At 67.4% G+C, this 20,833-nt stretch carries 25 protein-coding genes, 2 tRNA genes and 1 pseudogene; 11 read left to right on the top strand and 17 right to left on the bottom strand.

Annotation, left to right across the window (positions count from 1 at the left end):
* Positions 1-145: 145 nt before the first annotated feature.
* On the bottom strand, positions 146-784 hold the full coding sequence (locus tag ON43_RS42550; RefSeq protein ID WP_051178543.1) for a Uma2 family endonuclease: 639 nt from the start codon (positions 782-784) through the stop codon (positions 146-148).
* A gap of 252 nt (positions 785-1,036) precedes the next feature.
* Here ON43_RS42550 and ON43_RS17085 point away from each other — a divergent pair, with 252 nt between their 5' ends.
* From ON43_RS17085 to ON43_RS17075, 3 genes are all read left to right on the top strand, one after another.
* The gene (locus ON43_RS17085; RefSeq protein ID WP_083913472.1) at positions 1,037-1,318 is read left to right on the top strand and encodes a sigma factor-like helix-turn-helix DNA-binding protein; all 282 of its coding nucleotides are present in this window, start codon (positions 1,037-1,039) and stop codon (positions 1,316-1,318) included.
* Between the two features lie 44 nt (positions 1,319-1,362).
* Positions 1,363-1,980 (top strand): anti-sigma factor family protein, encoded by a 618-nt coding sequence (locus tag ON43_RS17080; protein WP_040808448.1) that lies wholly within the window; start codon positions 1,363-1,365, stop codon positions 1,978-1,980.
* 213 nt (positions 1,981-2,193) lie between these two features.
* Complete coding sequence (locus ON43_RS17075; protein WP_051178541.1) at positions 2,194-3,051, top strand: enoyl-CoA hydratase-related protein; 858 nt, start codon at positions 2,194-2,196, stop codon at positions 3,049-3,051.
* Positions 3,052-3,145: 94 nt separating this feature from the next.
* On the opposite strand, the gene ON43_RS17070 is transcribed toward ON43_RS17075, so the two are convergent.
* Positions 3,146-3,230, bottom strand: a tRNA-Leu gene (locus ON43_RS17070).
* 140 nt (positions 3,231-3,370) lie between these two features.
* A complete protein-coding gene (gene mihF / locus ON43_RS17065) occupies positions 3,371-3,685 on the bottom strand; it encodes an integration host factor, actinobacterial type (protein WP_040808447.1) in 315 nt (104 codons plus the stop codon).
* A gap of 274 nt (positions 3,686-3,959) precedes the next feature.
* On the opposite strand from mihF, the gene ON43_RS17060 reads away from it, so the two are divergent.
* From ON43_RS17060 to ON43_RS17050, 3 genes are all read left to right on the top strand, one after another.
* Positions 3,960-4,790, top strand: coding sequence for a tetratricopeptide repeat protein (locus ON43_RS17060; protein WP_040808446.1), 831 nt, complete (start codon positions 3,960-3,962; stop codon positions 4,788-4,790).
* Between the two features lie 187 nt (positions 4,791-4,977).
* Entirely contained in the window at positions 4,978-5,286 is a 309-nt protein-coding gene (locus ON43_RS17055) for a hypothetical protein (RefSeq protein WP_040808698.1), read from the top strand.
* 94 nt (positions 5,287-5,380) lie between these two features.
* Positions 5,381-5,468: transfer RNA gene (locus tag ON43_RS17050), tRNA-Leu, on the top strand.
* 94 nt (positions 5,469-5,562) lie between these two features.
* Here ON43_RS17050 and ON43_RS17045 read toward each other — a convergent pair.
* From ON43_RS17045 to ON43_RS17010, 8 genes are all read right to left on the bottom strand, one after another.
* Positions 5,563-5,751, bottom strand: coding sequence for a hypothetical protein (locus ON43_RS17045; RefSeq protein WP_157514077.1), 189 nt, complete (start codon positions 5,749-5,751; stop codon positions 5,563-5,565).
* Positions 5,752-6,019: 268 nt separating this feature from the next.
* On the bottom strand, positions 6,020-6,499 hold the full coding sequence (locus tag ON43_RS17040; RefSeq protein ID WP_040808440.1) for a VOC family protein: 480 nt from the start codon (positions 6,497-6,499) through the stop codon (positions 6,020-6,022).
* A gap of 373 nt (positions 6,500-6,872) precedes the next feature.
* Positions 6,873-7,637 carry an SDR family NAD(P)-dependent oxidoreductase gene (locus tag ON43_RS17035; RefSeq protein WP_040808438.1) on the bottom strand — a complete coding sequence of 255 codons (765 nt, stop codon included), beginning with the start codon at positions 7,635-7,637 and terminating at the stop codon, positions 6,873-6,875.
* Positions 7,634-8,617, bottom strand: a complete 984-nt coding sequence (locus ON43_RS17030) for a hypothetical protein (protein WP_157514076.1) — start codon at positions 8,615-8,617, stop codon at positions 7,634-7,636. Before ON43_RS17030 ends, ON43_RS17035 begins: the two co-directional genes overlap by 4 nt.
* Positions 8,618-8,777: 160 nt before the next feature.
* Positions 8,778-9,590, bottom strand: coding sequence for an alpha/beta fold hydrolase (locus ON43_RS17025; protein WP_040808436.1), 813 nt, complete (start codon positions 9,588-9,590; stop codon positions 8,778-8,780).
* A gap of 64 nt (positions 9,591-9,654) precedes the next feature.
* The gene (locus ON43_RS17020) at positions 9,655-10,782 is read right to left on the bottom strand and encodes a cytochrome P450 (RefSeq protein WP_051178540.1); all 1,128 of its coding nucleotides are present in this window, start codon (positions 10,780-10,782) and stop codon (positions 9,655-9,657) included.
* Between the two features lie 44 nt (positions 10,783-10,826).
* Positions 10,827-11,723 carry an SMP-30/gluconolactonase/LRE family protein gene (locus ON43_RS17015; protein ID WP_040808434.1) on the bottom strand — a complete coding sequence of 299 codons (897 nt, stop codon included), beginning with the start codon at positions 11,721-11,723 and terminating at the stop codon, positions 10,827-10,829.
* Entirely contained in the window at positions 11,717-12,880 is a 1,164-nt protein-coding gene (locus ON43_RS17010; RefSeq protein ID WP_245568628.1) for a cytochrome P450, read from the bottom strand. Before ON43_RS17010 ends, ON43_RS17015 begins: the two co-directional genes overlap by 7 nt.
* An 86-nt stretch (positions 12,881-12,966) precedes the next feature.
* Here ON43_RS17010 and ON43_RS17005 point away from each other — a divergent pair, with 86 nt between their 5' ends.
* Positions 12,967-13,578, top strand: coding sequence for a TetR/AcrR family transcriptional regulator (locus ON43_RS17005; protein WP_040808429.1), 612 nt, complete (start codon positions 12,967-12,969; stop codon positions 13,576-13,578).
* Positions 13,579-13,583: 5 nt separating this feature from the next.
* A complete protein-coding gene (locus ON43_RS17000; protein ID WP_051178538.1) occupies positions 13,584-14,339 on the top strand; it encodes a helix-turn-helix transcriptional regulator in 756 nt (251 codons plus the stop codon).
* A 7-nt stretch (positions 14,340-14,346) separates the two neighbouring features.
* Here ON43_RS17000 and ON43_RS16995 read toward each other — a convergent pair whose 3' ends face one another.
* A complete protein-coding gene (locus tag ON43_RS16995) occupies positions 14,347-15,267 on the bottom strand; it encodes an alpha/beta fold hydrolase (RefSeq protein WP_051178537.1) in 921 nt (306 codons plus the stop codon).
* A gap of 83 nt (positions 15,268-15,350) precedes the next feature.
* Here ON43_RS16995 and ON43_RS43730 point away from each other — a divergent pair.
* Positions 15,351-15,978: pseudogene (locus tag ON43_RS43730) on the top strand (winged helix-turn-helix transcriptional regulator).
* A 4-nt stretch (positions 15,979-15,982) separates the two neighbouring features.
* Here the strand turns inward: ON43_RS43730 and mug are convergent.
* Complete coding sequence (mug, locus tag ON43_RS16990; RefSeq protein ID WP_040808425.1) at positions 15,983-16,546, bottom strand: G/U mismatch-specific DNA glycosylase; 564 nt, start codon at positions 16,544-16,546, stop codon at positions 15,983-15,985.
* A gap of 122 nt (positions 16,547-16,668) precedes the next feature.
* On the opposite strand from mug, the gene ON43_RS44850 reads away from it, so the two are divergent.
* Together ON43_RS44850 and ON43_RS44845 are read left to right on the top strand one after the other, a co-directional pair.
* Positions 16,669-16,824: a hypothetical protein gene (locus ON43_RS44850; protein WP_157514075.1), complete on the top strand. Its 156-nt coding sequence runs from the start codon at positions 16,669-16,671 to the stop codon at positions 16,822-16,824.
* Positions 16,825-17,100: a hypothetical protein gene (locus ON43_RS44845; RefSeq protein ID WP_157514074.1), complete on the top strand. Its 276-nt coding sequence runs from the start codon at positions 16,825-16,827 to the stop codon at positions 17,098-17,100.
* Here ON43_RS44845 and ON43_RS16985 read toward each other — a convergent pair.
* From ON43_RS16985 to ON43_RS16970, 4 genes are read right to left on the bottom strand one after another with little or no spacing between them, the layout of a single operon-like run.
* Positions 17,079-17,816, bottom strand: a complete 738-nt coding sequence (locus ON43_RS16985) for an aspartate/glutamate racemase family protein (protein WP_051178536.1) — start codon at positions 17,814-17,816, stop codon at positions 17,079-17,081. The genes ON43_RS44845 and ON43_RS16985 overlap by 22 nt on opposite strands.
* Before the next feature lie 23 nt (positions 17,817-17,839).
* Positions 17,840-19,129, bottom strand: a complete 1,290-nt coding sequence (locus tag ON43_RS16980) for an NAD(P)/FAD-dependent oxidoreductase (RefSeq protein ID WP_040808424.1) — start codon at positions 19,127-19,129, stop codon at positions 17,840-17,842.
* A 9-nt stretch (positions 19,130-19,138) separates the two neighbouring features.
* Positions 19,139-20,014, bottom strand: a complete 876-nt coding sequence (locus ON43_RS16975) for a family 3 encapsulin nanocompartment shell protein (RefSeq protein WP_040808422.1) — start codon at positions 20,012-20,014, stop codon at positions 19,139-19,141.
* Positions 20,008-20,832 (bottom strand): SDR family NAD(P)-dependent oxidoreductase, encoded by an 825-nt coding sequence (locus ON43_RS16970; RefSeq protein WP_040808420.1) that lies wholly within the window; start codon positions 20,830-20,832, stop codon positions 20,008-20,010. Before ON43_RS16970 ends, ON43_RS16975 begins: the two co-directional genes overlap by 7 nt.
* Between the last annotated feature and the right edge of the window lies 1 nt (position 20,833).

Genomic DNA, 20,833 nt, shown 5'->3' with positions numbered 1-20,833 from the left:
CGCGGGCATTGCGGCAGCGGGCGTATTCGCGTTCTTCCACGATCGCAACAACATGGACTTCCGCGCCCGCGAAATCGCTGAATACCGCAACGGAAAGTAGCGACGCCCGCAACCGGGCGCTCACCACGCACAGGCGTCGTCGAACTCAGTCGATCCCTTCGTCGAGGTCTTCCCAGGTAAGGGTGATCTCGAAAGGGGTGAGCGTATCGATCGCCGCGGCGAGGTGGTCACTGCGATTGCGGTATCCATTGGATACGTACCTGCCATCGGAGTCGAGCGTGAGCATCTCGATCGAAACCGCCGGGCCGTCGTCGTTCGCCATGCGGACGATCCAGTAGTGCTGGATGCCGTAGCGGGCGTATTCAGCGCGTTTGTCGATGGTGTCAGCGGTGACAGTGGTCGGTGATACCACCTCGACCACCAGAATCGTATCCGCGACAGTAGGTTTCGTCTTCCAGCGCGGGCGCGGTTCGTCGATGCAGCGGTACACGATCGCGTCGGGACGCTTGTAATGGAACGGGACCTCCGAAACCAGCATGTCGATGTCGCGATTGACTCGAAGACAGGGTCGCCGGTCAGCACGTTTCGCTTCGCCATCGGCCAGCGCGCGTTCGATGCTTCGGGAGATGGCATTGTGATTGGGCGAGGGCGACTCGCAGAAGATGATCATCCCGTCTTTGATCTCGACGGTGCGGGAGACGTCCTCGGGCATCGCCAGGTAGTCGTCGATATCGACGACCTGGCTGTATGTCTTGGGCGAAGACCAGTCGAACGCTTCCGACACGGTGGCGGTCCTTCGGTATGCGGAACGGCTACTCGATCGACATCCACACCGGGTGCGGACGCTATGCAAGCATATCCAGCCGCTGGCCCTGGTTCGGTAGGCGACGGCGCGGGTGCGGTGGTCTCGTCCTGGTGTGTTGCCGTGGTGTGAGGAGTTAGCTGGGTCACAGTGTCGGAGTGGGTTCGAACCTGATCGCCACTATCGACGTCCCATCGCGTGCATTGCGGCAGACGCGAGGATGGGAGTTCATCGATGACACTGCGACGTCGGATGGCGGGCACGGCCGTGCTGGCCGAATTGGCCGCGGTCGACGAACCATTGGATCGGGCCATCGACGGCTGGCTGGTGTCGGAGGCCCTGGCGCGTCTCTCGCCCGAGCACCGGGCCGTGGTGGTCGAACTCTATTACCGCGACCGCAGCGTGGCCGAGACCGCGCGGCCGCTCGGAATCGCCGAGGGCACAGTCAAATCCCGTTCCTACTACGCGGTACGCGCATTGCGTTCCATCTTCGACGAATTGGGGGTGACCCGGTGACCGACCCCGGCCACGAGCACTACCGGCAGCTGCTGGGCGCGTAGGTGCTGGGCGGGCTGGACCCGGCCGATCGGGCCGCCGTGGACGCACACGCGGCGGTGTGCCCGGAATGTCGGCGCGAGCTGGCCGAATTCGCCGTGGTACCGGGTCTGCTGGCCAAAACCGAAGCACCACAGGCGGATACGGCGGCCCCGGAGGCGCCTTCGGCCGCCCTGCGGGCCACGCTGCGCGCGGTGGCGGACGAGCGGGCGGGGCAGCGCCGACGCCGCTTCGCGGCGACCGCAGGCCTCACCGCCGCCGCGCTGGTCGCCGGAATCGCACTCGGATTCGTGCTTCACCCAGGCGATTCGCCGGCCCTGCCGGGCGTCGACCGTGTCATCGCGCTCACCAGCAGCTCCGGAACATCCGGCGGCACCATCGATCTCACGCCCAAACCGTGGGGCACCGAACTGCACCTCACCCTGCGTGACCTCCCGACCGGCCAGCGCCTGACCGCCCTGGTAGTCGGTGTGGACGGACAGACCGAATCCGCCGCCACCTGGACCACCCCCGCGGTGAACCCCATCACGGTGACCGGAGCGGTCTCCTTCCGCGCCGACACCGTGCACCGCATCGAGATTCGCACCGACAGCGGCACTCCCGTCGCCGTCGCGACCGGCTGACGCCGGGACCGGAGTACTCGTGCCCGGCAACGCGCTCGGCACTCGGCGAACCTGGCCAGGACGGATATGGACTTCCGCCAGCGCGAGATAGCCGAATATCGCAGTCGGAAGGTATGTACGGCTGCTGAGTCGGGGCGCGCGGGGTTGACCTACCGCTGATACGTTGAGAGGCTTCAGCTTCCGGTATCTCGAGGCCTGGGGAGTTGGTGCGGCATGGCGGCCGACGCGGTGGATCAGTGCGGTTCGGCTTCGTTTTCGACGATCGTCTATTCGGTCGAGGACACGATCGCGACCATCACACTCAACCGGCCCGCGGCGCGCAACGGGTTCACGCTGAGGATGGCCGACGAACTCGGTGCGGCCCTGACCGCCGCCGATCTCGACGATGAGGTTCGGGTGGTGGTGCTCACCGCTGCTGGTGACTACTTCTGTGTCGGAATGGATTTCGCGGAGCCCTCGCTCGGCGACATCGCCGATCCAGACTGGGACGAACCGTCGACCCGCGTCGCCCGCCCGATGACGAACCTGAACAAGCCGGTTATCGTGGCATTTCAGGGACCCGCTGTCGGGGTCGGCATTTCCATGACGCTCGCCGCGGACTTCCGCCTGGCCGCCGACACCGCCCGCTTCGGTTTCGTGTTCGCCCGCCGCGGTCTGTTCCCGGAGGGCGGATCGACCTGGTTCCTGCCCCAGTTGGTCGGCCTCGCCAAGGCCAAGGAGTGGATGCTGACCGGGCGGCTCTTCGACGCCGCCGAAGCCCTCGACGCCGGGCTGGTGACGAGCGTGCACTCCCCCGCCGAACTACTCCCGGCCGCCTACGCCCTGGCCCGCGATCTCGCCGCCAACATCGCCCCCACCTCCGCCGCCGTCATTCGCCGAGCCCTCGTCGCCATGGCCTCTCACGGCGATCCGGAGGCGGCGTTCGCCCTGGATCGGCGGACCATCCCCTACGCTTCCGCCAGCCCCGATCTGGCGGAAGGTATTTCCTCTTTCCTCGAGAAACGCGCGCCCCGATTCACGGGCGTGCCGCGCACCGATCTACCTCAGTTGGCCGACTGGCTCGCACCCTGAGTGCAGCCACCCACCCCGCTATCCCGGATCACGTCGGCCTCGGAAATGGAAAGAGGAGCGGGTTCCACTGCTCGGTGGAACCCGCTCCTCGTTGTGTCCGGAGGGGGACTTGAACCCCCACGCCCTAATACGGGCACTAGCACCTCAAGCTAGCGCGTCTGCCATTCCGCCACCCGGACCGGTGGTGCTCAGCAAGGTTATCGGATCGGACCGTTCAGACCAAATCGGCCGATATCCTGCAGGTTTACCGAGCAAGCAGAGGCGGTGGGAGCGGTTGCCGCCGGGTCGATTTCGCGACCCGGCAGGCCACCCCCCGATCTCAAGCCTTCAACGCCTCCAGCAGCGCGGCGCGCTGACGGGAGCCCAGGCCGCCGATGCGGCGGTCGGCGGGGATCTCGGCCTCGTCCATCAGCTTGGCCGCCTTGACCGGGCCGATGCCCGGGAGCGCCTTGATGACTGCCGCCACCTTCGTCTTCTTGACCAAGTCCTCCTTGTCGGCACGCTTGAGGAGTTCGCTCAGGCTCAGCGAGCCCTTCTTGACCTCAGCGATCATCTCGGAGCGTGCCTTACGAACAGCCGCGGCCTTGGCCAGCGCCTCGGAGCGTTGTTCGGGGGTCATGGTGGGCAGAGCCATATGTCCTTACCTTTCACTCGTTCGCTGGTATTTCGCCGACGATTCAACAGGACACCGGCCGTTGCGCAAGTACGACACACCGCGTGGACGTGGCCGACACGTCGAGCGACCGGCGAAATCCGGACACGGACACCCCTCGAGGGGCACTCCGGACGCAGGTCATTTGACCAGGTGTTTGCTGATTTCAGGTAGCTGGCAAATACGGGACGCTGCGGGCGGCATCGGTACTACGGTATGCGCGAACATCCCACGGCACCGGTGAAAGGCGGGGCAGATGAAGGGGTCGTATTCGTACGCCGAGCCGGCCACGACCGAACCTCCCCTGGCGGACCGATACGACAGCGCGGACCCCGTGACCTGGAACGGGGCACACGTCTACCCCCTGCACACGGAGGTCGTGGGCGTCTCGCCCACCACGGTCCGCCTCGGCCTGCGCGCGGCCGCCCCGCGCCCCGGTGTGCGCAGCCTCGGCATCGGGCTCGGCGTGGACCGGGGGTACGTGTTGCTGGACGGCCGCCGGCTCAGGGGGGTTGACGTCTGGAGCGATGCCATGACCGGCGGCATCGACCTCCAGGTCTGCCCGAGCGAGGCCGATGCGGCGATCACCCTCACGCCCGTCTGGGTGGACGAGGCCGACACCATCGTGTCCTGGTCGGGCAACTACGGCATGCTCATCACCCGCGAGCCCACCATGACCGTCCTGCACTGCAGCACCGGAGTCGGCCCGCCCGACTTCGGGGAACTGGTCGTCGAACTCACCCTCGCCCTCACCCCGCCCCCGCCGGAGCCGCCCACCGACGCGGGCCGCTACCAGAACGCCCTCTACGAGCTCGGCGTCGCCATGCAGAGCCGCGGCGAAGAGGCCCAGGCCGTCCAACTCTGGACGCAGGCAGCCGAATTCGGCCACCTAGCCGCGGCCTACGACCTCGGCGTCCTGCGCTACCGCCGCGGCGATTTCCCCGAGGCCGAACACTGGTGGCGCACCGCCGCCGCCCACGGCGACCCGCGCGCCATGGCGGGTCTGGCCGAACTCCTCACGCGCCGCGGCAATGCCAGCGAGGCCCGGGTCTGGCGCGCCGCCAGCGCGGCCGAATCCCGGCCGTGAATCGCTTGCACCGCATGCCAATTCGCAGTCGATGCACTGTCGAGGGGCCGTAGGGGTTGTGACTGGAATCACACCTCATTGCGCCGAATCTCCGGGTCCAGCCCCGATTGCCGAACGGTCGCGCCCATCTACAGTGGCGGTCGATCGCGGTCGACACCCACCGCGCACGACCCACGAGGAACGCATGATGAACACCGCGCGATGGGCGGCCCTGGCCGCCGCCGCAACCGCCGTAGCCCTGCTGTCCGGTTGCTCCGACGTCGAGAAGGCCCTCAACAAGGGCGGCGAAACCAAGTGCAGCGACTACCTCGCCCAGGACGCCAACACTCAGCGCATCACCATCACCAAGTTCATCAAGCAGCAAACCGGCAACGACAACGAGCCCGCCGGCACCCAGGTCGACCTCTCCATGGCCGCCGTCCAGAGCCTCTGCCAGGTCCAGGCCAACAAGGACACCCAAATCAAGAACGCCAACCTCCTCGGCATCCTCCACTAACCCCCAAACCCTCCCCCGCGCACCCCATTTCGCCTGCTCCAGCCCCGATTTCCTTTTCCGCCAACCTCTCCGCTAATCTTGTCCAGCATCACCGGTCCGGGTGGCGGAATGGCAGACGCGCTAGCTTGAGGTGCTAGTGCCCGTATTAGGGCGTGGGGGTTCAAGTCCCCCTCCGGACACCAAGACAGGCGAATTCCTTGTTACGCAAAGGAATTCGCCTGTCGGCTTTTCGGGCCCGAGTCGAACCCATAGGTTGGCCGGGTTCAGGCTGTCTCCTTACGGCTCGAAGACCTTCCCGAGGGTATCGGCGGTGAGAACGCGGGTCGTCCACTGTTGAAGCTGCTCGATGGAAGAGTTGTGAACCCGGTCCGCGATGCGCGCGGGCACGGGTCCGAACCGCAAAGCCAGCAGTTCGAGCAATGCCTCGGCACGGCCCTTTGCTTCGAGTCGTTCCGCGGTGGTCATCAGCGCCTCCTTGGCCTCGGGTCCGAGCGCCACCGGCCCGCGCCAACATAGCCAGATACCGCATGATCGGGCGCAGATCCTCCAGCCCCAGCCTGGGCTCGCGGGGCGCGACCTTCGGCAGGTAGAACAGCGTCGTACCCCGGCAACCCCCGCCGCGCAGGCGTTTACGAGTGGCTTCGTTGCGACACGCGTGTGGGCAGTAGTCGTGTCGCCCGCTGGACGGCATTACGAAGTGGGTTCCTTTGCGATGCAAAGGAACCCACTTTGTCTATGCTTCCGCCGCGGCGCGTTCCAGGGTGGCGAGGTCGATCTTCTTCATCGGCATCAGCGCCTGGTTGACGCGGTCGGCGCGGGCCGGGTTGGAGGGGTCGGCCAGTTCGTAGTAGCGCTTCGGGGTGACCTGCCAGTTCAGGCCGTACTTGTCCTTGAGCCAGCCGCACTGGGATTCCTGGCCGCCGTCGGCGGTGAGGGCGTTCCAGTAGTAGTCGACCTCTGCCTGGTCCTCGCAGTCGATCATCAGCGAGATCGCCTCGTTGAACGACCAGTCCATCTTCCCGCCGTTGAGGGCGGTGATCCGCTGGCCGTTGACCTCGAAGTCCACCACCATCGTCTGGCCGGCCTTACCGCCGAAGGCTTCGCCGTAGGGCACCACGGCATTGATCTTCGAATTCTTGAAGATAGAGGTGTAGTACCGCGCCGCCTCCTCACCTTCGTCGTCGAACCAGAGACAGATTCCCAGTCCACTCATCGCGATCGTTCCTCACTCGCTCGTATGGGGTGTTGGCCCCTATTGAGACGGATTCGGGCGCGGAAATTCATCGGAAGGCCGATCTCCGATCATAAGGCGTGGTGGGCGAGGATCAGCAGCACGCAGAGTGGGGCGGCGAGGGTGACGGCGAGGGACAGCCACGTTCCGCCACGCGCGATGCACCTGCGGGTGAGGTCGGGCTCGGACATGGGTGTTCCTCGGGTGACGAGTGATGCGATGGCGTGGCCAAATGTAATCGGCATCACATGTCATGCGAAGACGCATAATCTCCAAGACCGGCCGCGGGCCCGATGGCTGCGGTTGGACGAACCTCCAGCCATCGGGTTCCCGGCGAACGGCTGGGTGCGGGTGCTCAGATGTGGGCGCCTCCGTCGACGTGAATCGTTGTGCCGGTGATGAATTCGGCGTCGGCGGAGGCGAGCATGGCGACCACGCCCGCCACCATGTCCGGTGAGCCGAGCAGGGGGCCGATGGCGGGGGCCATTTTGGACAGGAGTGTCGGGTCGATGTCCGGGGGTGGGGTGAGGCTGTAGGTCATGGCGGTTTCGATTCCGCCCGGGGATACGCAGACAGCGCGGAGTCCTTGTTTGCTGTATTCGAGAGCCAAAGCGCGGGTGAAGGATTCGAGGCCGCCCTTGCTGGCGGCGTAGGCCGCGCGGTAGGGCGCGGCGTAGGCGGCGGCGTTCGAGCTGATGTTCACCACGACCGGGCGATCCGACTCCAGGAGGGCGGGCAGGGCGCCGCGGGTCACCAGGAACGTGCCGGTGAGGTTCGTGCTCAGCACTTCGTTCCACAGCGCGGTACTGGTCTCGTGCACGTGTGACATGCGGACTATCCCGGCCGCGTTGATCAGTACGTCGAGCCCGCCGAGTTCGGCGACGACCTTGGGCACCACCCGTTCGACGGCGGATTCGTCTGCGATATCTAGGGTTTCGACGCGCAGCCGGTCGTGCAGCGCCCGCTCCCGGGCCAGTTCGACCGTCTGTTCCAACGCGGCAGGCGTGCGCCCGACGCCGCAGACGGTGGCGCCCTCGGCGAGCAGGCGCAGGGCGATCGCCTGCCCGATACCGGAGCCGGCGCCGGTGACGAGTACTCGGCGATCGGTGAAGCGCGTCATGCCACCTCCGCCGACGGTCCGGCCAGGTGCGTCGCGATATCAGGCAGCCGGTCGAGATCGGCCGGTTCGGCGAGCACCTCGACCGGGAACGGCTGCACCGCGGGCGCGGGCAATCCCGGGCCGAGCACCAGGCCACCGGTCATGCCGAGCCGATCCATTTCCGCGATGAGCGGTTCGTAGCGGGCGGGGAGCAAATTGTGGGTGAGCACGAAATGCTTGACCTCCTCGGCCGACCGCAGAGCGCGCTGCCGCACCGGTGAGCACACCGGAATACGCGGATCGCGAAATGTCATGCTGTCCACGAATTCCCGCATGAAGTCGACCGCATGCTGTTGCAGCGGTGAATGGAACGCACCCTGATATGCGTCGAGAATGTACATCTGCCGGGGGCCGGGGTCGGATTCCACCTCCGCCAGTATTTCCCGAAGCGCCGTCATATGACCGGATAGGACGAAGGAGCGCATGACCGCGTCGATCGGCCCGGTATCGACCGCGAGATAGACACCCGGCCGCCGCTTGCCGTAATAGTTCTTCGGCGCGTCGGAAACCGGTGTGTACATCAAAGCCATGCCCTGCGCCGCGACATCCTCCGGCAGCGGTACCAGCCGCCGCCGGTGCAGCAGCCCGAACAGTTCTTCCCTGGCCACGGCTCCCGCCACGCAGGTCGCGATGAGCGCGCCGAGGCTCAGACCGCCCGCGGCCGCCGGCCGCAACCCGCGCCCGGCCAGCTCCTCCGCGAATCCGAGCGCGAAGGCGGCCTGCCGGAGCGCGCCGATGCTGTGGCTGTCCTCGCCCGAATCATTCGATGCCCCCGGATATTCGGATTCCGGTAAGCGCGCCCGCAAGATATCGAGGGGTATTCCGGTCGCGTCGGCGGCCTGTTCATAGGCGATGCCCACAGCCGGGCAGGCTTGCGCGAATTCGTCGATGGTTTCGGCCGTCAGACTGACCTGGCCGCCGAACAAAAAGGAAGTCGACATGGTTCTACCCCATTTGCCTGTACTCGAGGTGAAGAAGTGGCGACGCTGCCGAGAAAAATACAACAGGCGCAACGGTTCTCCGGGCAATAACTTCACCGGCCCGGGTGCTGCCCGCCCCCTGCCCAGGGGTACCCCTCGCGCGGGGGCACCCCGGCCGGGATCAGAGATGTAGCGAGTCGAGAAAACGCAGGATGAGCCCGTCCACCTCGGGGCCGTGGGTGAGCGTGACGGCGTGCGCCGCCCCCTCGATGGTTCGGAATTCGGTGGGCCCGCCGAGCCCCGCCTCCAGCACACGCATGGTCGGCTCGCTGAACGCGGGATCGGACGCGCCACGGATGAGCAATGCGGGGCAGGCGATATCGCCGAGCAACTCGACAATGGAATCCACATTGATCAGGCCGTCGACGGCCTTCGACAGGCGCTGCCGGTCGCTGGCGAGCCACTTCTCCAGCCAATCCGCGTAATCCTCGCGATTGACGCTGATGGTGAGCCCGGCGACCATCTTCGCGATCACCTCGAGCGGCGCGGTCCCGGTCCACGCGTCCAGGACCTGCCGATAGCCCTCCCGTTGCGCCGGGGTGTACGCCTCGGCGGAGGTGCCGATCAGGACCAGACCGGCGACGCGCGGCGGGGCCAGCAGCGCCATCCGCAGGGCGGTGAAGCCACCCATGTCGTAGCCACCGGCCACCACCCGGTCCACACCCAGATGATCCACCACCGCCCAGGCGTCACGAGCCAGATCCCAGCAGCTGAAAGGCGTGTCATCACTGAGGGTTTCGCCGTGTCCGCGCGCATCGACGGCGATCACCCGATAGCCCGGTCCGAGGGCCTCGGTGTGCGGCCGGAAGGACTCGGCCTCCCGGTCGAACACCTCGTGATCCATCAGGAACGGATGCCCCAGGACCACGACCGGCCCATCCCCTCCGCTGTCTGTGAAGAACACCTTCGCCCCCGCGGAGATGGCATAGGGCATGAACAATGAGCTCCCGTCAGACAAACGACCGGAAGCAGCCTAACAAGCCCTACCCCAACGGTTTTCACCACATGACGGGCAACTCCTCCACACCACCGGTGAAGGTGCTGGTGCGCATGCGGATCTCCTCCGGCGCGACGGCCAGCCGCAGCGTCGGGAACCGGGTCGCCAGCTGCCCGAACACCGATTGCAGCTCCACCCGGGCCAGGGGTGCGCCGACACAGTGCCGCAGACCGTAACCGAAGGTGACATGCGTTGCGCCGGAACGGGTCAGATCCATGCGTTCGGGCTCCGGGAAGGCGTCCGGATCGTGATTGGCGGCGGTGATGTCGAGGAGCACGAGATCACCGGCCGCCACCGTCGCGCCGTCGATCTCCGCACTCTCCCGGGCGTAGCGCGGGATGCGAATGGCTTCGTTGACCCGCAGCAGCTCCTCGACGCCGGACTGCACCAGCCCGGGATCGTCCACCAGCCGTTGCCACTGATCCTGATTGCGCAGCAGATTCAGTGCGCCCAAACCGATTTCGACGACCGTGGATTCGTGCCCACCGAACAGCAGGCCCAGGCCCAAGGTGGCGACGCCGTTATCGCTGACATCGCCACGCTCGATGAGGTGCGTCAGGATGTCATTTCCGGGCTCGCGGTGCTTGCGCGCCACCAGATCGCCGAAGTAGCCGAAGAGGCCGGCCAGACCCGCGCCCACCTTCTCGTTGTCGTGCTTGTCGGCGACGCCCTCGGTCCAGGCGCGGAACTGCTCGCGATCGACATAGGGCACGCCGAGCAGTTCGCACATGACCAGCATCGGCAACGGCACCGCGACCAGGGCGCGCAGGTCGGCCGGGGACCCGTGCGCCTCGAGATCGTCGAGCAGCCCCGCGGTGAGCTGGTCGATGTGCGGGCGCATATCGCGCATGCGACGCGGCGAGAAGTAGGGCACGACCAGCTCGCGCAGCCGGGCTTGGTCGTGCGGTTCGGTCTCGAAATTGCCGGTGGGGCCGCCGAAGAACAGCGATTCCGAATCGCGGGCCGCGGTCTCGGGCGTGGGGTGGGAGCGGCCGAAGCCGGGGTCGCTGAAGAGCGTGCGGACCTGGGTGTAGCCGGTGGCCAGCCAGGCATCGTGGCCGAGGGCGGTGGTGGTGCGTGCGATGGCGCCGGTGACGGGGCAGGTCTGGGGCAGCGGTTCCGCGGTCATCACGGACTCCTTAAGGGATGAAACGTGGTGTGGGGTAGTTGGATTCACAGATAGACGCGCAGCAGATCGCCGCGCGTGGTGGCGACCAGCAGGTCGTGCTCGGAGCCCGGCGGCACGGCGACCGCCGTCATACCGCCTCCGGACAGTACGGTGCAGGCGGTGTGGGCGGCGGAGGTGATGCGCACCAGGTGGCCGGTGGTGCTGGCGTCGTAGAACACGCCCTCCCCCGCGCTCGCCAAATCATCGGGCAGAGAAGGGAATCCGATCGTGTCACCCAGGTCCGCCACGACGGTGGGGTGGGCCGGATCGGCGATCGGCACGCGCAGCACGCGTCCGGTGGGGCTGAGATACAGGGTCACATAGAGCGCGTCGCCGTCGCTCACTAGCCCATCCGCGCCGAAATTCCCGGCGAGGGAAGACCATTCGCGATCCACGGTGTCGTCGGACCGGATATGGATGATCCCGGCCGAGGTATCGGCGACATACAGCTCGCCACGGGCGTCGAAGGCCAGGCCATTGGCCATCCCGAGACCGTCGGCGAACGGCTCGGCGGTAGGTTCGGCCGCATCCGGGTCGATCCGTACGACACCACCGCCGCTGGAGCCCGGCCGCAGGTTGGACAGCGAATTACCGTACGTCACATACATTCTCCCGTCCGGCCCGAGCTTGATCGCACCCGGCGAGGGGACGGCGACCCGCGCCGTGATTCGTCCCGTGGCGTCGTAGCGCTGCACCTCATTGCGCCGCACCCGCGTGACCCACAGCTCGCCGTGCGCGTCGTAGCCGAGTCCCTCGGCCCAGTCGATATCGGGAGTTTCCGCCGCCGACATCACCTCCGACCGCGCGGGCGCACACGAGCCCGGCTCGGCCGCTGCCGTACCCGCGTGCAACAGCCCGGCCGCCAGACCCAATGCCGCCCCGGCGGCCGCGAATCTCACCATGCGACCGGCAGTTCGGTCACGCCATTGGTCGCGACGTCGGTGCGGAAGTTCAAGTCGGCCGCGTCGACGGCGAGATGCAGGGTGGGGAATCGCGAAACCAGCTGCTCGAAGACGACTTCGAGTTCGACCCGGGCCAGCGGCGCGCCCAGACAGTAGCGCGGCCCGTAGCCGAAGCCCAGATGCTGCGCCTCGTTGCGGGTGATGTCCAGGCTGCGCGGATCGGTGAAGACCTCGGGATCGTGGTTGGCCGAATCCACATCCAGCAGCAGGAGCTCGCCTTTTGTGATGGACACGCCCTCAACCTCGAAGTCGGTGCGGGCATACCGCGCGAAGCCGGTGGATTTGTGCAGCCGGAGCAGTTCGTCCACGGTGCCGGGCACCAGATCGGGCCGCGACACCAGCAGGTCCCACTGCTCGGGGTGCTGCAGCAAAGCCAGTACGCCCAAACCGATTTCGACGACCGAGGTCTCGTGACCGGCCAGCAGCAGCGACAGGGTGAGTGTCGCGATCACATCATCGCTGATGTCGTCGACCTCGCACAGGCTCGGCAGCACGCCCGTCCCGCCGGGTTCGCGCCGCTGCCGCTCCACCAGTGATTTGCTGTAGGCGAACCATTCCGCCCCGGCCCGAGCCGATTTCGCGGCGTCGTACTTGTCGAAGAGCGCGGCGGTCCATTCGCGCACCATGTCCCGGTCCTCGTACGGGACGCCGATCAATTCGGTGATGACCAGCAGCGGGAGCGGGACGGCGAGGGCGGCGTGCAGATCGGCGGAACTGCCCGAGGCGGCCATCTCGTCGAGCAGCCGGCTGGTGAATTTCTCTACGCGAGGCCGTAATTCGCGCATTCGGCGGGGCGAGAAGAACGGGTTGAGCAGCTGCCGCATGCGGGCGTTGTCCTCGGGCTCGGTCTCGAAGTTGCCCAGTGGCGAACCGAAGAAAACCGAGTACGAGGATCGCGGGGCGGTGGCCGGGGTCGGGTGCGAGCGGCCCAGCCGGGTGTCGGTGAAGAGGTCCTTGACCAGGTGGTAGCCGCACACCTGCCAGGCGGGGTCGCCGGTGGGGGTCTCGACCTTCTGGATCGGCACCGCACTGCCCGACATCGGACAGCCCGGTGCCATGTCGGTGGCGGGAGTTGCGGTCTCGGCTTCGGTGGTCATGATCATTCCTACCTTTACGGACTCTTGTACAACCACACTTAAACATAACTGGTTGTACCATTCCACCTGAACAAGGAGGTGAATCCGTGCCACCCAAGCGAACTCGGCTCCCCACGGCACCCGAAACCGCACGTCGCATGCCCCGCGCCGAGCGCCGTGAGCAGCTGCTCGACGCGGCCACGCGCGTGGTGGCGGCCAATGGCTTCGCGGCCACCGGGCTCGATCAGATCGCGGCGGCCGCCGGGGTTTCGCACGTGATCCTCTACCGGCACTTCGATTCCAAGGCCGACCTCTACCGGGCCGCCCTCGAACGCGCCTACACCCGGCTCGGGGAGGCGGTCGGCACCGACGCCCCCGACCGCACCAGCATCCCCGCCTTGCTCGCCGCCGCGGCCGCCGATCCGGACGCCTTCCGGCTGCTGTTCCGACATGCGCTGCGGGAACCCGATTTTCACGATGTGAGCGATATGGTGCGCGGCTACTCCACCCTGGTCGCCCAGGGCTACCTGGCCCAGGCCGTCCCCGCCGGGCCCTGGCAGGACTGGGCCGCCGCCGTCATCCCCGCCTACATCCTCGACGCTGTGATCGCGTGGCTCGACGTCGGCCAACCCGCCCTCGAAGACGCCGCCGACCGTATCGCGCGCGGGGCGGCCGCCCTGGTCGAAGTGGCGAAAGGCGAAACGACGCACCAGGATTGAACCCGATGGACGATCTACAGCTCCCCAGCCTCGCCGAGTTCGTTCGCGCCCGCCGCCTGCGCCCCACCCCCGACGACCCCTCCGGTCTGAGTCGCCAGCAGCTCGCGGCCGCCATCCACTCCAGCGTCGGCTATCTGGCCAAGATCGAACAGGGCGAAGCCCACAACCCCAGCCCCTCGGTCCTGGATGCGCTGGCCGAGGCTCTCGGGCTCACCCCCGACGAACGCAGCCACCTGTATCACCTTGCCCAACAACATATCCCGGGCCATTCGCCGTCCGGCGACGCCGTCGACCCGCTGCTCCACACCGATCTCGACGCCATGACGCCGCACCCGGCGGCCGTCCTGGACCGCGGCTGGCAGATCCTGGCCGGCAACGCCGCGTTCGAAGCCGCCTTCCCCGGCCTGCCCGCCAAGGGCAATGCCCTGACCTGGATGTTCACCGATCCGCGGGCGCGCCTGGTCATGGAGGAATGGGAACAGGAAGCCGACCACATGGTCGGCCGCTTCCGGGCCTGCGCCGCCCGCTCCATCACCAACGACCTGACCGCACCCCTGCTCCGAACCCTGTCCCCGATCCCCGACTTCCGCCGCCTGTGGACCACCGGCCACGTCTACCAATCCCGCCCCTCCCCCGCCCTCCACCTCCGAAACCGAAAAACCGGCCACCCCTACACAATCCACCTCCAGCTCCTCCGCACCAGCACCCACCAACTCCTGTTGGGCCTCCCCGTCCCCGCCCTCCCCGAGATCGACGGCTGAATCCGACCTACACACCCGTCTCGCTCGCGCGACTCGCGTCGCCGCGCTGGGTCGCTGTCCAGTCGCAGATCGCGGCGACGAACTCCTCGGGGGCGTCGGACTCCACATAGGTGCCCGCGCCTTCAACAATCACGGTCGTGTGGTTGGTGAACGTCGCTTCCAGGCGCTCACGCTCCTGAGGGCGGAAGGCGATGTCGGCATCACCCCACACGATCAGCGTCGGCAACTGGGCGACATCCGGCAGAGCGGCCTCGATCTCGGCGAAGAAGTCACGGCTGGCGAGGACTCGGCCGGGGAACACGGCCGAGGACTGGCGTCGCTCGGGGGTGTCCAATGCCCGGCGGTAGTGGGCCATTTCGGCCGCGGTGAGCTTGCGCCTGCGGTGGCCGGTGGGGATGAAACCGTTGACGAGCAGGTTGAATCGCCGGACCAGGAACCGGCTCACGGGATTGCCGATGAGGCGGCCGAAGGCCTCGAAGTGGAAGGCGCCGTTGACCGGCCACGCCCAGGTATTGGCGAGCACCAGCCGATCGAAGACACCCGGCCGCCGCTGCGCGACCGCCAGCCCGATCAGCCCGCCCCAATCCTGGCCGACCAGCGTGACCCCCTCGATCCCGAGTGCGTCGACGAACCCGGTGACCACCTCCGCGTGTTCCTCGGGCAGGTAGCGGTACCCGGCCTTCGGTGTGGACAGCCCGAAACCCGGGTAATCCATTGCGACGCAGCGGAAGTCATCGCGCAGCGCGGCGATCACCTCGCGCCACAGGAACGACCAGGTCGGATTGCCGTGCAGGAACAGCAGTGTCGGGCCCGACCCCTCATCTACGTAATGCACTGTGTGACCGTCGATTTCGACGAAACGACTCTCGAACGGAAACAGCTCGTCGTCGACCCAGGCGGGCCGCACGCTGCTGGTGGAATCGGCCATGGTGGCCCCCCTCCGGACTTGGCATCCAGGTACACTTGAGAATCTCACGTGCACTTGAGAAGATCAAGCGATAGAAGGAAATGATGCGTAGCTACGGCCAGTACTGCGGGCTCGCCCGGTCCCTGGAGGTCGTCGGCGACCGATGGAACCTGCTCATCGTCCGCCAGCTGCTCATCGCCCCCGCCCGCTACCGCGACCTGATCGAGGGTCTACCCGGCATCGCGACCAACCTGCTCGCCGACCGGCTGCGTGACCTCGAATCCTCCGGCGTGGTCGAACGTCGACTGACGGGCGCGGGCAGTACGGTCGAATACGCCCTCACGGCGTGGGGCGCCCAGCTACGCGAGCCGATCGAAGGCCTCATCCGCTGGTCGACACCACTGATGACTTCCGGCCCCGGCGGCGACATCTTCCGCCCCGAATGGCTCGCCCTCGCCGTCCCCGCCCTCCTCAACGCCCGGGGTCCAGGTCCGGCCCACAGCGACAATCGGCCTCGAGATCGACGGCGCGCCCTTCGGACTCCGTTCGGCGCCCGTCGGATTCGAAGTCGGCTTACCCGACGGCTGCCCCTTCGATGCCACCCTCCGCGCCGACCCCGCCTTCATCCTCGGCCTCGCCGCAGGCGCCCTCACCCTGGACACCGCCCGCACCCTCGCCCCGATCGAAATCGATGGCGACGAATCCCTCGTCCGCAAGATCTTCGCCGCCTGACAGGTCAGTCGGTTTCCACTGTCTCGCGCAGGGCGCGGAATTCCACGGCGAGAGTGTCGAGGGCGTAGTGGGCGTTGAGGCCGCTGGGATTGGGTAGCACCCAGATGGCGGTGTTGCCGATCGTCTCCGATTGGGGGCCGACCGTGGTCTTGGGGCGGCCGAAGGCGGTGCGGTAGGCGCCGATGCCCAGCACCGCCAGCACTCGCGGCTGGTAGCGGGTGACGCGCTCGATCAAGGCTCGACCACCGGCGCGCAGCTCGTCGGCGGTCAGTTCGTCGGCCTTGGCCGTCGTGCGCGGAGCCACATTGGTGATCCCGAGTCCCAGCTCGAGCAATGTCTCCTGCTCTTCGGGCCGCAGCTGTGTCGGGGTGAAGCCCGATCGGTACAGCGTCGGCCAGAAACGGTTCCCGGGCCGCGCGAAGTGGTGCCCGGTCGCCCCGGACCACAATCCCGGATTGATCCCGCAGAACAACACCCGCAATCCCGTCCCGATCACATCGGGAATCGTCTTGTCCTGCGCCGCAGCCATATCCGCTGCCGAGGGTCGAATCGAAGAACCAGCACCCATGCCCCCAGTCTGCCGCCCATCCATCGGCCAACCGTTCGGCGGGGTCGGTGCACAGGCATCAGGAGCCCGGAGCTCGCCCTGTGGATGCGTCCCGAGCTGTCGAGTGTTGGTACCGTTCCTTCATGGAACGGGCCGCGCGCCACGAGCTCATGTACCTGGCCGGGCAAGCCGTCAGCGATTGGGAGCGGCGGCAAAATGATGACGTCGAGGCTCGTGCGCTGGCCGATCTCGAACTACAACAAGCGGCGATGCGGCAGGTGCGCAGCGAGGCGCGTTAGATGGCAGTCCGGCGCGGCGAGATCCGCTCCTACCTGCCCGGCGTGAGTGGCCGCGACAAGTCGTCGAGCATATCCGGCCACCGGGTCGTCGTGATCTCCAACGACGGCGCTAACCGTGCGATGTCCACCGCTCTCGTGTTGCCGATTCTCGACCGAATCGACGACGATCTCGCACCTAACGATCAGCCAGGCCACTATGCGGAAAGTGTTTGCGGCATTCGTCGACTACGTCGGCGAATAGCACATGCCTTACGTCACCCGTTCGAATCATTCTGACGGGGAACTGGTTCCGGGAAAGGCCGGCGGCACAGGGTGTGGTGGACCATGTTGGTCAGTGTCACGATGTCGAAGACCGGGATGCGCAGTAGTTGCTGGATGGCGTGGCTGTAGGGGGCAAGGTCGGTGCATTCGATGACCAGGGCGCCGAGATCGGGGTGGTCGGCGGTGAGCCGGGATACCGCTTGCAGGACCTCGGCTCGGAGGCGGTCGCCGTCGAGGTTGTGGCGGCGGCCTTCGAGGATGACCTCGCGGAATTCCGGGTAATCGGCCATTCCGGCGACGTGGATCGGGACCGCTTGGGCGCCCACGGCTTCCAGGTGGCGGCGGGTGAGGGCACGGTCGTCGGCGACGAGCAGGCCCACCGCGCGGTCGGTGGCGAACATGCGGTGGACGAGGGGAAGCTGGATGAGGCTCGAGGTGTAGAGGGGAATACGGACCGCATCGGCCAGCCGCTGCTGGAACAGGGCCAGGAAGCCGCAGGCCGACGTGATCGCTTGCACGCCTTCGGATTCCAGTTCACGGGCCGCATCGATGAACGGGTCGAGCAGGCTCGGATCCCCCTCGGTGACCACGCGGCGCGGAGTGGCGCCGCGGACCACCCGATAACGGATCGGGAAGTCGAAGGTCGACGGGTTGCGGATGTGGCCGGGGAGTTTGGTGAACGCGGTGTCGAGGCATAAGACGCCGATCCTGGCGTCGGTGTTTTCTGGCATGTCTTCACCGTTCGGGTGACGGGTCAGCTGGCGGGATGGAAACGACCGGCCCGCAAGGGGATCGGGTCGATCAGTGTCGGCTCGCCGGCGAGGATCTGGCCGATGAGTTCGCCGGTCGCGGGTGCGAGTCCCATACCGATATGGCCGTGTCCGGCGGCGATGAGCAGGTTGCGCACCGCACCGGCCGGACCGACCAGCGGCAGGCTGTCCGGCGTGCAGGGCCGAAGTCCGCTCCAGGTCTGCAGGCTCGCTGTTTCCTCCAGCGCCGGAAGGTATTCGCGCACGGCGCGCCGCAGCGCCGCTACCCGGCGTTCGGAGACCGTCGTGCTCATCCCGGTCAGTTCGAGCAGACCGCCGATCCGCAGCCGGTCGCCGAGCGGAACCATCGCCACCTTGGCCTCGCTCAGCAGAACCGGCAGCCCGGGAGCACCCGGTGGCATGGCCATGGTGAGGCTGTGACCCTTGATCGGCTGCAGCAGCAGGTCGATATTCGCCATCCGAGCGCACTCGGTGCTCCAGGCACCGGCCGCGATGACCACGCTCCCCGGTCGCAGCTGCCCGTGAGTTGTGTTGAGCCGCACGATATTCCGATCGCGCACGCTGAACCCCGTGACTTCGGTGTGCTCGCGGATCTCCACCCCAGAAGCCCGGAGCACCCGGCCGAATTCGACCAGGAACTCCGGGACGTGCAGGTACGCACCCTCGGGGTTGTACAGCGCGCCGTGAATATCGAATACGGTCTTGGGCGCGAGCTCTTCCAGCTCTCCCGGCGCGAGTACGCGCAGCGGCACCCCGCCGGCAACGGTCCGCGCGACACTCCGGCACGCCTGGTCGAATCCGGCCGCGGTCTTGAAAGCCAGCACGATGCCCGGTGATTCGAGCAGATCGCCCAGCTGCTCGTCGGCACTGAGCCCGAGCAGGATTTCGAGGCTGCGCTTCTTCATCGCGATCAGCGCCCGGAATCCGGCCGCCGCGGCCTCGGCGGTGCAGGCCTGCCGGAAATGCCCTAGCCAGCGCGACAATTCCGGATCCGGTCCGGGCCGGATGTACCAGGGCGCGTCCGGATCCGTCGCACCGGGCACCGCGAGGTCGAGCATGCCGGGTTCGGCCAGCGGTGCGGCGCCGTGCGTGCCGACGAACCCGGTATTGCCGAACGAACACGACTGCGATCCGCCCACCGTGTCGCGCTCGAGCACCGTGACCGAGGCTCCGCGCCGCCGCAACTGCTGGGCGCAGAACAGCCCGACCACTCCCCCGCCGATCACCACCACATCGGGGTCCTCCCGACCGGGAGTCCCCTGCTCGCTCGTCACGGCCGCGACCTAGATGCTGACGACGAAGAAGTTCGTCGGCAGATTGACCACGACCCGCTCGTAGATCTGCGCCTGCAACGCGATCCCGGGCTCGGTGAAGGTCCCGGCGGGCGGTTCGGCGAAGCGGATCACCGATCGCCCCGCATCGAAAAGCTGTGCGCCGTGGCCGAAGTCGCCGACGATGGCACTACCCGGTTCGACCAGCCGGGTGCGGACGATGAACACGCCGTTCTGCTCCAGATCCTCCATCAGCCGCCCGCTGCCCATGGCGCGGTAGTAGTCGACCGGGTTGATGATCATGCCGTCGGCGGTGCCGCCCATCTGCTCGATCTCATTGCAGGCGCGCAGAATCGTCGACGCGAACGGCCCCGCCTCGGTCATCCGCTCGATCTCCGGCATGTTCAACAGCCCGCCCGGACCACTGATGATGGTGTGGTTCTCGGCGGTGCACAGCCGCACGATCAGCCGGTAGTTGAGGAAGTTCTCGAAGGTGTCGGGATCCTCCCACAGCTCCGGCGGGACCTGCACCCACGCCGTGGTGGTGAGCAGCTCCGGGATCGGCGACTTGTGGAAGGTGCTGGCCAGCTCGCGCCGCACGTCCGCGCCCTCGATGGGGGTGTGCTCCGGCGTGGGTGCGGCTTCGTGCCAATAGAACCGGCGCGGATCCCGCGACAGGTCGATGGTCCGGAGCATGTTGCGGGCGGGATTGCGGGGTTTGCGCCGCGAGCTGGTCAGCGAGTCCGTGATCGTCACGTCGTATTCGACGGCGGCATCCAATCCGTCGCGGATGCAGGCCTCGACGAACATCCGGCCCGGCGACAGCTCACTCTTGCGGTCCGCGACAACCTCGGCCAGGGTCTTCTTGATCGAATCTGCCTTCAGCATGTCCCCTCCTGGGAAACGGTGTAATGCGATGAGGACGCGCCGAGCACGCTCGAGCCGCCGTCGATCAACTGGACGGTGCCGGTGATGTATCCGGCCCGTTCGCTGGCCAGAAATGCTGCGAGGGCGGCGATTTCGGCGGGCTGGGCGATGCGGCCCACGGCGGTCTTACCGCCGACCGCGGCCAATTCGGCCTCGATCGGCCCGCCCGCGGAGCCCTGCGCCAGCACCCGCTCCAGCAGCGGGGTGTGCGTCGCGCTCGGTGCGAGCACATTGACGGTCACCCCGTCGCGCCCGACATCCGCGGCGAGCGCCTGCGCGAATCGCACGATCGCCGCCCGGCTCACCCCGGACAGCGCCAATCCGCCGATGGGGACCGCCGCCGTCTCCGAGGCCACCAGAAGTATTCGGCCCCAACGTGCTTCGCGCAGGTGCGGCACGGCCGCCAGCGCCAGCCGGACCGCGGGCATCAGCACCGTGTCGATCGCGTCGCGATACTCGGACGCCTCGAACGCCGTCGCATTGCCGGTGGGTGGTGTGCCGCCGCTGACGGCGACGATGTGCAGCCCACCGAACTGCGCGGCGACCTCGTCGACCCAGCCGACCGCCGCGTCGGGGTCCGTGACGTCCACGCGGGTGGCATGGACCCGGCCACGCGCCACCGCCTTGATCGTGCGTTCGGCGGCGGCCAGCCGCCCGGGGTCCCGGGCCCCGATGGCGACGTGGGCGCCCTCGGCGGCCAGCTCCTCGGCGATCGCCAACCCGATGCCGCTCGATCCGCCCGCGACCAGCGCCACCTTATCGGTCAGTCCCAAATCCACT

Origin of the sequence: Nocardia concava NBRC 100430, from assembly GCF_000308815.1 — a bacterium.
Classification (GTDB): Bacteria; Actinomycetota; Actinomycetes; order Mycobacteriales; family Mycobacteriaceae; genus Nocardia; species Nocardia concava.
The sequence above is the reverse complement of the archived record's forward strand: the minus strand, read 5'-3'. Positions and strand labels throughout refer to the sequence as shown.

Bases quoted from the DNA above. Each gene is read 5' to 3' on its own strand.
- ON43_RS17085 (WP_083913472.1), top strand. From the start codon at position 1,037: ATGACACTGCGACGTCGGATGGCGGGCACGGCCGTGCTGGCCGAATTG.
- ON43_RS17075 (WP_051178541.1), top strand. From the start codon at position 2,194: ATGGCGGCCGACGCGGTGGATCAGTGCGGTTCGGCTTCGTTTTCGACG.
- mihF (WP_040808447.1), bottom strand. From the start codon at position 3,685: ATGGCTCTGCCCACCATGACCCCCGAACAACGCTCCGAGGCGCTGGCC.
- ON43_RS17060 (WP_040808446.1), top strand. From the start codon at position 3,960: ATGAAGGGGTCGTATTCGTACGCCGAGCCGGCCACGACCGAACCTCCC.
- ON43_RS17055 (WP_040808698.1), top strand. From the start codon at position 4,978: ATGAACACCGCGCGATGGGCGGCCCTGGCCGCCGCCGCAACCGCCGTA.
- ON43_RS17045 (WP_157514077.1), bottom strand. From the start codon at position 5,751: ATGACCACCGCGGAACGACTCGAAGCAAAGGGCCGTGCCGAGGCATTG.
- ON43_RS17040 (WP_040808440.1), bottom strand. From the start codon at position 6,499: ATGAGTGGACTGGGAATCTGTCTCTGGTTCGACGACGAAGGTGAGGAG.
- ON43_RS17035 (WP_040808438.1), bottom strand. From the start codon at position 7,637: ATGACGCGCTTCACCGATCGCCGAGTACTCGTCACCGGCGCCGGCTCC.
- ON43_RS17030 (WP_157514076.1), bottom strand. From the start codon at position 8,617: ATGTCGACTTCCTTTTTGTTCGGCGGCCAGGTCAGTCTGACGGCCGAA.
- ON43_RS17025 (WP_040808436.1), bottom strand. From the start codon at position 9,590: ATGCCCTATGCCATCTCCGCGGGGGCGAAGGTGTTCTTCACAGACAGC.
- ON43_RS17020 (WP_051178540.1), bottom strand. From the start codon at position 10,782: ATGACCGCGGAACCGCTGCCCCAGACCTGCCCCGTCACCGGCGCCATC.
- ON43_RS17015 (WP_040808434.1), bottom strand. From the start codon at position 11,723: ATGGTGAGATTCGCGGCCGCCGGGGCGGCATTGGGTCTGGCGGCCGGG.
- ON43_RS17010 (WP_245568628.1), bottom strand. From the start codon at position 12,880: ATGACCACCGAAGCCGAGACCGCAACTCCCGCCACCGACATGGCACCG.
- ON43_RS17000 (WP_051178538.1), top strand. From the start codon at position 13,584: ATGGACGATCTACAGCTCCCCAGCCTCGCCGAGTTCGTTCGCGCCCGC.
- ON43_RS16995 (WP_051178537.1), bottom strand. From the start codon at position 15,267: ATGGCCGATTCCACCAGCAGCGTGCGGCCCGCCTGGGTCGACGACGAG.
- mug (WP_040808425.1), bottom strand. From the start codon at position 16,546: ATGGGTGCTGGTTCTTCGATTCGACCCTCGGCAGCGGATATGGCTGCG.
- ON43_RS44850 (WP_157514075.1), top strand. From the start codon at position 16,669: ATGGAACGGGCCGCGCGCCACGAGCTCATGTACCTGGCCGGGCAAGCC.
- ON43_RS44845 (WP_157514074.1), top strand. From the start codon at position 16,825: ATGGCAGTCCGGCGCGGCGAGATCCGCTCCTACCTGCCCGGCGTGAGT.
- ON43_RS16985 (WP_051178536.1), bottom strand. From the start codon at position 17,816: ATGCCAGAAAACACCGACGCCAGGATCGGCGTCTTATGCCTCGACACC.
- ON43_RS16975 (WP_040808422.1), bottom strand. From the start codon at position 20,014: ATGCTGAAGGCAGATTCGATCAAGAAGACCCTGGCCGAGGTTGTCGCG.